The 12,048-nt window shown below is 77.1% G+C and carries 6 protein-coding genes; 3 read left to right on the top strand and 3 right to left on the bottom strand.

The genetic code is table 11. The annotated features are described in order from the left end of the window. Window positions 1-119: 119 nt before the first annotated feature. Entirely contained in the window at window positions 120-707 is a 588-nt protein-coding gene (locus BS75_RS39850) for a TMEM165/GDT1 family protein (RefSeq protein WP_034091697.1), read from the top strand. Between the two features lie 162 nt (window positions 708-869). On the opposite strand, the gene BS75_RS39845 is transcribed toward BS75_RS39850, so the two are convergent. Beyond that, window positions 870-1,727: a LysR family transcriptional regulator gene (locus BS75_RS39845; protein ID WP_034091696.1), complete on the bottom strand. Its 858-nt coding sequence runs from the start codon at window positions 1,725-1,727 to the stop codon at window positions 870-872. 57 nt (window positions 1,728-1,784) lie between these two features. Here BS75_RS39845 and BS75_RS39840 point away from each other — a divergent pair, with 57 nt between their 5' ends. Then, window positions 1,785-2,720 carry an EamA family transporter gene (locus BS75_RS39840; RefSeq protein WP_042439222.1) on the top strand — a complete coding sequence of 312 codons (936 nt, stop codon included), beginning with the start codon at window positions 1,785-1,787 and terminating at the stop codon, window positions 2,718-2,720. 103 nt (window positions 2,721-2,823) lie between these two features. Continuing rightward, complete coding sequence (locus BS75_RS39835) at window positions 2,824-3,462, top strand: GNAT family N-acetyltransferase (RefSeq protein WP_331281463.1); 639 nt, start codon at window positions 2,824-2,826, stop codon at window positions 3,460-3,462. Window positions 3,463-3,547: 85 nt separating this feature from the next. Here the strand turns inward: BS75_RS39835 and BS75_RS51765 are convergent, their stop codons facing one another. Together BS75_RS51765 and BS75_RS48880 are read right to left on the bottom strand one after the other, a co-directional pair. Further along, a complete protein-coding gene (locus BS75_RS51765; protein ID WP_052070335.1) occupies window positions 3,548-7,684 on the bottom strand; it encodes a DUF11 domain-containing protein in 4,137 nt (1,378 codons plus the stop codon). Between the two features lie 101 nt (window positions 7,685-7,785). Continuing rightward, a complete protein-coding gene (locus tag BS75_RS48880; RefSeq protein ID WP_052070333.1) occupies window positions 7,786-11,940 on the bottom strand; it encodes a DUF642 domain-containing protein in 4,155 nt (1,384 codons plus the stop codon). Window positions 11,941-12,048: the final 108 nt, after the last annotated feature.

The following is a 12,048-nucleotide window of genomic DNA, read 5'->3' as shown; positions in this document are numbered from 1 at the left end:
GCCGGAGTGCCGGTGAGACCTTCGGCCAGCAGTGTCCATCGCTGCCGTGCCGAGGCGTGCCCGAAAACAAGGGACTGATCGGTGCGGGGGCACCCGACCGATCAAGGACGATTCCTGCCGTGAGTCTGACCATCGCCGCCATCACCTTCGGCGTCATTTTCTTGGCCGAACTGCCAGACAAGACCGCGTTGGCCAGCTTGATGCTGGGCACCCGCTACCGGGGCAGCTACGTCTTCGCCGGTGTCGCCGCCGCGTTCGCGGTCCATGTCGTGCTCGCCGTCGCCGCGGGCAGCCTGCTCACCCTGCTGCCGCACCGCCTGCTCCAGGCCATCGTCGGCGCCCTGTTCCTGCTCGGCGCCGGGATGCTGCTGTTCCACAAGGACGACGGCGAGGAGGAGCACGAGCCCGGCCGCGAGCCCTCCGCCCCGAGCTTCCGCAAGGTCGCAGGCACCAGCTTCCTGGTCGTGCTGGTAGCCGAGTTCGGCGACCTGACCCAGATCATGACCGCCAACCTCGCCGCCCGGTACCACGACCCGCTCGCGGTGGGACTGGGCGCGGTCCTGGGCCTGTGGGCGGTCGGCGCCCTGGCGATCGTCGGCGGCAAGACCCTCCTCAAGCACGTGCCCATGGTCTGGATCAGCCGCATCGCCGCGGCCCTGATGCTGGTCCTGGCCGGGTTCAGCATCGTCGAGGCCATCGTCGGCTGAACCAGCGGGCCACGGGGGGATGGCGTCGCAGAGCCGCGACGGGGTCCGGGCAGGCTGGTAGTAGCGGTATCCGTCGCCGCGGCCACGCAGCCGGTCCTGCCCCTCCCCTCCCCCCGGGGGCAGGGCCGACACGGCCGGGCGGCTTGCGCGCAGGCTGCCCGGCTACGGACGGTCGCGGTAGAGATCGGCCAGGAGCGCCACGGCCGCGTGGGTGGCGGGGTGGGGGTCGTGCTGGCGCCAGATGACGTGGACGGGAACCAGCGCTGCGTCACGCACCCGCCGGTAGCTGATGCCGTCGCGCCGGTACTGGGCCACCGTGCCCTCCGGGGTGACGCCGACGCAGCGGCCGGTGGCGATCGCCGCGAGCCAGTCGTCGATGTCCCGGGTGTGTTCAAGTGCGGGGCGGGCGTCCTCTGGCCACAGATCCACGGTGGTCGTGCCGGTGCGCCGGTCCACGACCAGGGTGCGTTCGCGGATGTCGTCCAGGGCGACGGTCCGGCGGCGGGCCCAGGGGTCGTCGCCGGCCATGGCGCAGTACCGGCGCTCGTGTCCGACCAGGGCATGGGCGTAGCGGCGGGTGTCGACGGCGGTGCGGACGACGGCGAGGTCGCACAGTCCTTCGGCGAGGCCGCCGGTGGGGGTGTTGGCGCGAATCAGGCGGAGCTCGACGTCGGGGTAGCGGTCGGCCCAACGGCGTTGGAACTCGGCGGTGTGACGGCCCATGGCCGACCAGGCATGGCCGATCGTGAGCCGGGTGTGGCCGGTGGCTGCTTCGCGGATCAGGGCGTCGGCCTCGGCGAGGAGGTGCCGGGCCCGGGCGAGGACCTGAACGCCTGCGGTGGTCGGGGTGACCGTCCGGCTGGTCCGGTGCAGCAGCCGGACGCCGAGGATGCTCTCCAGACCCAGCAGGGTGCGGGAGACGGCGGCCTGGGAGAGGCCGAGTTCGGCGGCGGCGTCGGTGAAGCTGCCGTTGTCGACGATCGCGACCAGGCAGCGCAGGTGCCGGAGCTCCATATCCATGACTCCAGCGTATAGATGACACCGTCCATGCATTTTGCGAATGCGTGGGCCGGGCGGATGCTCGGTCGCATGACGACGCAGGTTCAGGAACCGCGGATCGGTGACGCCGTCCCGGGGGACGCGAGCGCTTCCTCCGGCCGGCTGGTGGGGATGGCGATGATGTTCGGCAGCGGGCTGTCGAACCAGGTCGGTGCGGCCGTCGCGGCCCAGGCGTTTCCGATGATCGGGCCGGCGGGTGTGGTGGCGGTCCGGCAGTGGGTGGCCGCCGCGGTACTGGCGGCGGCGGGACGGCCGAGGCTGCGGTCCTTCACCTGGGCGCAGTGGCGCCCGGTGCTGGCACTCGCCGCGGTGTTCGCCACGATGAACCTGTCGCTCTACACCGCGATCGACCGGATCGGGCTGGGCCTGGCCGTCACACTGGAGTTCCTGGGCCCGCTGTCCGTGGCTCTGGCGGCGTCCCGGCGCAGGGTGGACCTGGTCTGCGCGCTGGCCGCCGGGGCGGCCGCGGTGGTGCTGGCACGCCCGCAGCCCTCCACGGACTACGTCGGGATCGGGTCGGGCCTGCTGGCCGCGGTGTGCTGGGCGCTGTACATCCTGCTCAACGGCACGGTCGGCACCCGAGTACCGGGCGCCCAGGGGCCGGCCGCAGCCGCGGTCGTCTCCGGCCTGCTGTACCTACCCGTCGGGCTCGTCCTGTTCGTCCACCGCGCGCCGTCCCCCGACGCCCTGGCGCACGCGGCCACGGCGGGCGTCCTGTCCTCGGCGCTTCCGTTCCTCGCGGACCTGTTGGCGCTGCGCCGCGTCCCGGCCAGGTTCTTCGGCCTGTTCATGAGCGTCAACCCGGTGCTGGCCGCGCTGACCGGCCTGGTCGTCCTCGGCCAGGCGCTGGGAAGGGTCGAGTGGGCCGCCATCACCGCCATCGTGGCGGCCAACACCGTGTCCGTGCTGGCCGCCGCACCACCGCACGCAGTCGCTCCCGGACAAGGGCCGTGACACCTCGTCAGGAGAGACCCGCCTGAACCCACAGAGCCAGGGTGTAAGGTTCAATGCTGCACTGCAATCATTACCACTAGCCTGCGCCACTGTTGGGGAGGACATGATGCTTGCGGACACGGTCAGGACATGGGCGGCGGGCTGGGCAGTGTCCCGGCGCACGCCCCCACCGGTCGAGCAACCCTGGGGGCTCTACATCGAGGTGGCCGACAACCCCGCCGAAGTGGGGCGCCATGTCCTGCCCGTCACCGATGAGTCGTTGGTCCGCAGCGCGGCCGCCTCGGTGACGGCGCCACGAACCTGGATGAAGATGCCTGCGGAGCCCGAGGACGTCGAGCACTGGCTCTCGCCGGGATGGGTGGTGGCCTGGGAGGAGACCGGCCACCTGATGGCCGTCGACCTGACAGCCACCCACCTGGTCACACCCGAGGGATACACCACCACTGTTGAGACCGTCGGCGCGGTCGTGCACGTCCGCGTGCTGGATGCGGCGGGCGCTCCTGCGGCCCAGGGGCAGCTGGCGGTACTCGGCGGGACCGCGGTGGTGGACCGGGTGGCTACCGCAGGGAGTCACCGACGCAAGGGGCTGGGCGGCTTCGTGATGCGCTCCCTCTCCAACCGGGCCCTGGAACACGGCGCGACCGTGGGCACTCTGGGCGCGACGGAGGCCGGCCGCGCGCTGTACGAGACCCTGGGTTGGAAGAAGCACTCGACCATCGCGGAGTGCATCTACCGGCCCTGACGCCGGAGCAGTACCGCGCCGCCGCTGCACGGTCACCGCACCGCGACCTCCGTACGGGCCGGAGGCCGCGGTGCGGTGGTCCGGGTCAGGGCTCGCACCAGCCGATGGCCGCCGTGGTGGTGGTGCCGGCCGCCGGGATCCAGCCGCGGCCGTCGGCCAGCCGGTACCAGAGCTGGCTGCGGTCCTGGTCGCCCCGGTCCTTGCAGACCACGAGGACGGAACTCCCCCTGGCCAGCGTCCCGGTCGCCCGGTAGACCGTCCCGGCTCCCTGACGGATGACCAGCCCGGCCCGGGTGACCCGGACCAGGTGGCGGGTCCGGCCGTTGCCGCCGCCGGTCCCGCGCGGCCCGGTGTCCCCCTTCGGGCCGCGCCCGCCGGTGGATCCCCTGGGCCCGCCGGGCCCCTTGGGGCCGCGCGGGCCGGAGCCGCCGGCCGGGCCGGCCGGCCCCTTCGGGCCGGTCGCACCGGTCACGCCGGTTCCGCCGGTCGCGCCGCCGGGGCCCTGCGGCCCGGCAGCCCCGGCCGGGCCGGTGGCCCCGGTCGCACCCTGCGGGCCGGCCGGGGCCGCCGCACCCGTCGCGCCGGTGGCGCCGGTCGCGCCCGCCGCGCCGGTCGGACCCGGGTCGCCCGCCGGTCCCTGCGCGCCGGTGACGCCGGTGGGGCCGGAGGCCCCGCTCTGGCCGGTGGCACCGGTCGGGCCCTGCGCCCCGGTCACCCCGACCGGTCCGGTGGGGCCCTGGGCTCCGGTGGCCCCGGCGTCGCCGGTGGCTCCGGTGGTTCCGGTCGGGCCCTGGGCTCCGGTGGCGCCGGTCGGCCCGTCCACGCCTGTCGGCCCCTGGTCGCCCTGCGGGCCGGCGGCCCCGGTCGGGCCCGTCGGGCCCTGCGCGCCGGTGACACCGGCGGGTCCCCCGGCTCCGGCAGCCCCGGTCGCGCCGGTCGCGCCCTCGGGTCCCTGCGCGCCTGTCGGTCCGGGCGCGCCGTCCGGACCCGTGGCCCCGGCCCCGCCCTGCGGGCCGGTGGACCCGGCCGGACCGGTGCCACCGACGGCACCGTCCGCGCCCTGCGGGCCGGTCGGACCCTGGACGCCTGCCGCTCCCTGCGCGCCGGTGCCACCGGTGGCACCGGTCGCACCGGTCTGGCCGGTGGGCCCGGTCGCACCCTGCGGACCGGTCACGCCCGTCGCGCCGGTCGCACCGGTCGGGCCGTCAGCTCCCTGTGCACCCGTCGCACCGGTCGCGCCGAGCGAGCCGGTGGCCCCGGCCGCGCCCTGCGCGCCGGAGGCCCCGGCCGGGCCGGTGGCTCCGACGGAGCCGTCCGCACCTTGCGGGCCGGTCGGCCCGGTGGCCCCCTGGGCACCGGTGGGACCGGCCGCTCCGGTGGCGCCGACCGGTCCGGTCACGCCCTCCGGGCCGGTCGCGCCGGTCGCACCCGTCGGGCCGGTCGCGCCGTCGGGTCCCTGGGCACCCGTCGGGCCGGTGGCGCCGGTGGCGCCGTCCGGGCCCTGCGCTCCGGTGGCCCCGGTCCCTCCGGTCGCACCGTCAGGACCGGTGACTCCGGCCGGGCCGGTGGCACCCGTCGCACCGTCAGGTCCGGTGGCTCCGGCCGGTCCACCGGCGCCGGTGGCGCCGACCGCGCCGGTCGGACCGGCGTCACCCGCCGGGCCGGTGGCCCCTGCGGGACCGGTCGCCCCGGCATCGCCCTGCGGACCGGTGGGACCCAGCGCCCCGGCCGGCCCGTCCGGACCGGTCGCACCGGTGGCGCCTGCCGCTCCGTCAGCCCCGGTCGCACCGGTCGCGCCCGTGGAGCCGGTCTCGCCCGTCGCACCCGTCGCGCCGGTGACGCCGACTGCTCCCTGCGGACCGGTCGGGCCGGTGGCCCCGGTGGCCCCGGTCGCGCCCTGCGGGCCGGTGGCACCGGCCGCGCCCTGGGCTCCGTCGGCGCCGGTCGCCCCGGGCGCGCCCTCGGACCCGGTCGGGCCGGTGGCACCGGTCGTACCGGTCACTCCTGTCGCACCGGTGGGACCGGTCGCGCCCTGCGGGCCGGTGGGCCCGTCCGGGCCGGTCGCCCCGGTGAGGCCGGTGGCACCCGTCGCACCCGCCGGACCCTGCGCGCCGGTGTCGCCGGTCGCGCCGGTCGCGCCGCTGGCCCCAGTGGCGCCGGTGACGCCCTGCACCCCGGTCTGGCCGGTCGCTCCGGTGGCTCCGGAAGCCCCGGTGGCGCCCTGCGGGCCGGTGGCCCCGGTCGCACCCGGTGCTCCGTCGGGACCGTCCTGGCCGGTGGCCCCCGTGGCTCCGGCCTGGCCCTGCGGGCCGGTGGCTCCGCCCGCACCGGTCGGACCGGTGGCACCGGTCGCACCCGGCGCACCGGTCGCACCCTCGGAACCCGTCGCACCGGTCGGACCACTCGCGCCGTCGGGGCCGGTGGCCCCAACGGCACCGGTCGCGCCCTGTTCCCCTGCCGCGCCCGTCGCGCCCTGCGGGCCGGCGGCCCCGCTCGCACCGGTCGCACCGGCGGGGCCGGTGGCGCCGGTGGCCCCGGCGGCGCCGGTCGCACCTGCGGGGCCGTCAGGTCCGGTGGCTCCGCTCGCGCCCGCCGCACCGGTCGCACCCGCCCCGCCGACGGGACCGTCGGGGCCGGCGGCCCCGGTCGCACCCGCCGGGCCCGGCCCGCCGTCGGCCCCGGTCGCACCCGTCGCACCGACCGGGCCGGTCGCTCCGGTGGCCCCGGCCGCGCCCTGCGGGCCGATGGCACCCGTCGCACCCGTCGCCCCCGTCGGCCCCTGGGCACCCGACGCACCGACGGCCCCGGTCGGGCCGGTGGGCCCGGTCCCACCGACCGCTCCCGCAGCACCCGTCGCGCCCGTTCCACCCGCCGGGCCCTGGACGCCGGTCGCGCCGGTCGCGCCGGCGGCTCCCGTCGCGCCGGTCGGGCCGGTCGCGCCCGAGGCCCCGATCGGGCCCTGCGCGCCGGTGGCCCCGGTTGCGCCGGTGGCCCCGGTGGCACCGGTCGGGCCGGCGGCTCCGGTGGCGCCGGTCGCACCCGCCGGTCCCTGCGCGCCCGTCGGCCCGGTCGGGCCGAGGCCTCCGCCGGGCCCGGTGGCCCCGGCCGCACCGGTGGGACCGGTCGCTCCGTTCGCGCCGGTGGGACCGGTCGGCCCGGTGGGACCGGTCGGACCCTGCATGGTGACCGGTGCGGCAAAGGTGGCACCGGCCAGCGAGGCCGTCACCGGCCCGTTGTTGGCCGGGTTGGGGTCGGTGGTGGTCTCACTGGCCGTGGCCTGGTTGTTGGGCAGGGTCTTCGCGGTCGAGGCCATGGTTCCGCTGATGGTCACCGTGGCGCTCGCCCCGTTGGCCATGGGCGAGGCCGCAGTGCAGCTGACCGGGGTGCCCGTCGTGGTCGACACGGTGCCGACCGTGCAGGTCAGACCGGTCGCGCTGGTCGTGACACCGGTCACGGAGGGCGGCACCCGGTCCTGGAGGGCGGCGTTGAAGGCCGCGTCAGGACCGTTGTTGGTCAGGGTGAGCGTCCAGGAGACGGGGCTGCCCGGGCTCAGCGTCTTGGTGTTGAGCGTCTTGCTGATGGCCAGGTCCGCGAGCTGCGGGTTCTGGTTCACCTTGACGTTGGCGATCAGCGCGCCGCAGCCGACGGGAGTGCGGGTGTCGGTCCCGGTGAAGGTGAGCGTCGGGTTGTCGGCCCCGGCGGTGAAGGTGTAGTTGTCGGTCCCCCACGCGGGCGAGCCCACAGCCGTTGCCTTGCGGGTGGTGAAGGGCGTGGTCACACCACCGGTACCGCTGACGGTGAACGGCTGCCCGGTGGTGACCTGGGTGTTCGAGCAGCCGGTCCACTCGTCGGGGCTGTCGTCGAAGGCCACCGCGACGGTCGAGCCCTGCCTGATGCCCGTCAGCACCGTGCTGATGGAGAGCTGGCCGCCGTTGGAGAGCGAGATCGCCTGGAGGTGGTCGGAACGCTTCGCGAAGGCCTCGGCGTAGACCTCGACCGACGTCGACCAGCCCGGTGGAACGGCGTTCGAGACGGCATTGTTGTTGTCAGGGGTCACCTGGGGCGAGCTGAAGTCGCCGTTGGAGAGTGGGTACCTGACGGATGATCCGCTGCCGGCGTGGGCGTACAACGGCCAGCAGACGATTCCCGGCAGCGACAGACCGCTCGCCAGCACAGCAGCGAGCAGGGTGGCGCGGGTGAGGCGTGAGCGTGTCGTTCGCATGGGGTGGTCGCCGTCTCCGGTCGGTTCGAGCAGTAGTCGGATTCGAGCAGTGGTCGGTGCGAGCAGTGGTCGGTGCGGGAGGCGTTCGGTGCGGGAGGCGGTCAGTTCGAGCAGTACGGCTCGATGGCGCCCACGTTCACGGCGTACCGGGCGGGGATCCAACCGCGACCGTCCGCGAGCCGGTACCACAGCCGGTTGCCGTTCACCTCAGGGCCGTTGACCTTGCAGCTGACATCGAGGACCCGGCCCTTGGCCAGGGAGGCAACGGTCCTGTACCGGGTGCCCGCGCCCTGACGGACCGGCAGGTTGTCCAGGATGACCCGCACCCGGTAGGGGCTGACGCCGGTGTTGGTGCCACCGCCCGCAGGACCGCGCGCCCCGGTGGGGCCCGTCGGACCGCGACCGCCCTGGGGGCCCTTCGGCCCGATCGGGCCCTTCGCACCGGCCGGGCCGGTCACGCCGGTGGCGCCGTCGATCCCCGCGCTGCCGGTGGGCCCCACCGGCCCGGCCGGGCCGGTGGGGCCGGTCGCTCCGGTGGGACCGTCCGGCCCCGGTCCGCCGGTCGGCCCGACGGGGCCCGGCGTGGCCGGGCCGGGGGCTCCGGTGGGCCCGGGGGCGCCCTGCGGGCCGGTCCGGCCGTCGACGCCGACGACGCCCTGCGGTCCGGTCGCGCCCGGGGCTCCGGTCGCTCCGGTGGCCCCGGTCGCTCCGACGGCTCCGTCGGGCCCGGTCGGCCCGGCCGGGCCGGTTGTGCCCGCCGGGCCGTCGGCGCCGGTCGGGCCGGTCGCACCGGGTGTGCCGGTGGCACCGGCAACACCCGTGGCCCCGGTCGGGCCGGTCGCACCGGTCGGGCCTGCCGCTCCGACGGGCCCCGTGGCTCCGCCGACCCCTTGGGGCCCGGTCGGGCCGGTCGCACCGGCCGGGCCCGTGGCTCCGGTCGGTCCGGTGGCTCCGGTCACGCCGTCCGCGCCGGTCGGCCCCTGGCCCCCGACGGTGCCGGTGCCCCCGGTGGCGCCCACGGTTCCGGCCGGACCCGTGGCCCCGGTCGGCCCGGTGGCTCCGGTGGCTCCGGCCGCGCCGACCGGGCCCGTGGCTCCAACTGCCCCGTCGGGGCCGGTCGCGCCGGTGGCTCCGGCGGCCCCGAGGGGCCCCTGCGCACCGGTCGGCCCGGCGTCCCCGTCGGGGCCGGTCGCGCCCGACGCACCGGTGGCACCGGCCGGTCCCCGGGATCCCGTTGCTCCGGTGGCACCCGTGGCCCCGGTCGGGCCGTCGGCGCCGCTCGGGCCGGTGGGCCCGGTCACGCCGGTGGCACCGGTGGCACCGGTCGCGCCGGTGACACCCGACGCCCCGGCGGGCCCGGCGTCCCCGGCGGCTCCGCTCGCGCCGACGGCACCGGCAGCGCCGGTCGGGCCCGGTGATCCCGCTGCTCCGGTCTCCCCCGCGGCACCCGTCGCACCGGTGGCACCGTTCGGGCCGGCGGTCCCGGCGGACCCCTGCGGACCGGTCGCACCGGCAGCTCCGGCCGGGCCGGTGGCACCCGCCGGGCCGGTGGCCCCGGTCGCTCCGGTCGCGCCCTGCGGACCGTCGGCCCCGGTCGCGCCGGTGCCCCCGGTCGCGCCGGTCCCGCCGACCGGCCCCTGGGCGCCGCTAGCACCCGTCGCCCCGGCTGCCCCGGTGGGGCCCGTGGTTCCGGTCGGTCCGACTGCTCCGGTGACTCCGGTCGTTCCCGGTGCTCCCGTCGGTCCGTCAGGGCCGGTGGCGCCGGCCGCTCCGACGGCCCCGGTCACGCCGGTGGCTCCGGTCGCACCATTCGGGCCGGTCGGACCCGTGGCGCCGGTCGCACCGGTGACTCCGGTGGCTCCCGGCACACCGATCGGTCCGTCGGCACCGGTGGTTCCGGCCGCACCCGTGTCACCGACGGGGCCGGTCGCACCTGCTGTACCTGCGGCTCCGGTCACGCCGGTCGCACCGGTCGCGCCACCCGGGCCGGTCGGGCCGGTGGCCCCGACAGCACCCGCGGGACCGGTTGCGCCCTGGTCCCCCGTCGCACCGGTCGGGCCCTGGACGCCCGTCGCCCCGGTCGCCCCGGCCGCGCCGACGGCGCCGGTGGCACCCGTCACTCCCTGCGGTCCGGTCGGGCCGGTGGCTCCCAGGGCGCCGGTGGGGCCGGCCGCCCCGGCCTCGCCGATCGGACCCTGCGGACCGGTGGCCCCGGTGGCCCCGGTCGGGCCGGTGTCCCCGGCCGCTCCGGTCGCGCCGTCCGGACCGTCGGCACCGGTCGGGCCCGACGCCCCGGTCGGCCCTGCGGCACCGGTCACACCGTCAGCTCCGGAGGCCCCGGCGGGTCCGGTCGCACCGTCGGGCCCGGTCGGACCGGCTGCTCCCTGCGGGCCGGTCGCGCCCGCCGCACCGGTCGCCCCCACCGGGCCGGTCACGCCGCCGACGCCGGTCGCGCCGGTGTCCCCGGTCGGTCCCTGCGGGCCGCTCGGGCCGGCCGCTCCGGTGGCCCCGGTCGGGCCGGTGGCCCCGGCAACTCCCTGCGGGCCGCTCGCGCCGGTGGCTCCGGTGGCTCCCGTCACACCGGTCGCGCCCTGGTCGCCGGTGGCTCCGGTCGCACCCGTCGGGCCGGTGGCCCCGGTCGGGCCGGTGACCCCGGTGGGGCCCAGGCTGCCCTGGACACCGGAAGCGCCGGTCACGCCGGTGGCACCGGCGGCCCCGGTGGGACCCTGCGCTCCGGTCGGGCCGGTCGCACCGTCCGGGCCCTGCGGGCCGGTGGCCCCGGTCGCACCGTCAGCACCTTGCGGGCCGACGGGCCCGGTCGGGCCGGTCGCGCCGTCGGCACCCTGCGGACCGGTGGCTCCGGCCACCCCGGTCGCGCCGGTGTCCCCGGCGAGGCCCTGAACGCCGGTGGCCCCGGTGGACCCGGTCGGTCCGGTCGGTCCGGTGCCGCCGGTCCCGCCGGTCGCGCCGGTGAGCCCGGTGGGGCCGGTCCCGCCGGCGGGCCCGGCGGCTCCGGTAGGTCCGGTCGCGCCCTGCGGACCCGTGCTCCCGGTCGGGCCGGTCACTCCGACGACTCCGGTCGCGCCGGTGGCTCCCGGCCCACCCTGCGGGCCGGTGGCCCCGGCGGCTCCGGTCGGGCCGGTGGCTCCGGAGACCCCCTTCGGGCCGGTCGCGCCGGTCGGACCGGTCGGCCCGGTGGGACCCGCCTGGGTGACCGGGCCGAGGAACGCGGCCCCGGCCAGCGAGGCGCTGACCGGCCCGTTGTTGGCGGTGTTCGGGTCCGGGGTGGACGAGTCGACGGTGGCCTGGTTCGCGGGGATGCCGGTGGCGGTGGCGCTCATCGTCCCGTTGACGCCGACGCTGATCGACGCACCGTTGGCCAGCTGGGGCAGGACGCAGTCGAAGTGCGTGCCCGCTCCGGCGGCGAGGACGGTCACGGTGCAGCTGCCGCCGAGCATGGTGGCGCTCACCCCGGTGACCGTGGCCGGCACGGTGTCGTGCACACCGACGCTGTAGGCCGTGTCGGGGCCGTTGTTGGTGGCGGTGATCTGCCAGGCGATGCCGTTGCCTGCGCTGACGTTGCTGGTGACCAGCACCTTGCTCACACTCAGGTCGGCCACCGGCGGCTTCTGCGTGGCCTGCACATTCGTCACCATCGGGGCGCAGGCCGGGGTGGGACGGTACTCCTGACTCAGAAAGGTGATCGTCGGATTGTCGGCGCCGGCCGTGAAGGTGTAGCTGTCCCCCAACCGCCAGTTGCCCCTGTTCGTCGTGGTGATGCCGGGCGTGGTGTACTGCTGGCCCACCCCGCCGGTGCCCTGGACGACGAACGGCTGACCGGTGCTCAACTGGGCCACGTTGCAGCCGGTCCAGGTGTTCGGGGCGTCGTCGAAGGTGACGGTGACCGTCGCCCCGCGCTTGACCCCGCTCAGTGCCTGGCTGATCGAGGCCGGGCTGGAGTTGCTGGCCAGGTCGACGGCCTGGAACCCGCTGGGGTGCTTGGCGGTGCCGGACGCGTACACGTAGGGGGTGTTCGGCCCGGTCCAACCGGTGGGGAAGGTGTTCGACCAGCTCTGGTCCCCGGCCGACACGGCGGGCAGGGCCATGGTCCCGTTGGTGATGGCGACGGCGACGCTGGCACCGCTTCCCGCCTGGGCGGGTTGCGGCCAGGTGGTCACCGTGGGCAGCCAGAACCCCCCGGACATGATGGCGGCGAGCAGCGTGGCGCGGGTGGGGCGTGAACATGTCGGTCGCATGGGGGCGGTCGCCGTCTCCGGTCGGTTCGAGCAGTGGTCGTTCGAGCGGTGGTCGTTCGAGCGGTGGTCGTTCGAGCGGTGGTCGTTCGAGCAGTGGTCGTTCGAGCA

It is taken from the genome of Streptacidiphilus albus JL83 (assembly GCF_000744705.1).
GTDB lineage: Bacteria > Actinomycetota > Actinomycetes > Streptomycetales > Streptomycetaceae > Streptacidiphilus > Streptacidiphilus albus.
Note: the sequence above shows the minus strand (reverse complement) of the source record. Positions and strands in the feature narration are given on the sequence as shown.

What these genes read in the sequence shown, in the direction of transcription:
- BS75_RS39835 (WP_331281463.1), top strand. Translation starts at nt 2,824, where the DNA reads ATGATGCTTGCGGACACGGTCAGGACATGGGCGGCGGGCTGGGCAGTG.
- BS75_RS39845 (WP_034091696.1), bottom strand. Translation starts at nt 1,727, where the DNA reads ATGGATATGGAGCTCCGGCACCTGCGCTGCCTGGTCGCGATCGTCGAC.
- BS75_RS39840 (WP_042439222.1), top strand. Translation starts at nt 1,785, where the DNA reads ATGCTCGGTCGCATGACGACGCAGGTTCAGGAACCGCGGATCGGTGAC.
- BS75_RS48880 (WP_052070333.1), bottom strand. Translation starts at nt 11,940, where the DNA reads ATGCGACCGACATGTTCACGCCCCACCCGCGCCACGCTGCTCGCCGCC.
- BS75_RS51765 (WP_052070335.1), bottom strand. Translation starts at nt 7,684, where the DNA reads ATGCGAACGACACGCTCACGCCTCACCCGCGCCACCCTGCTCGCTGCT.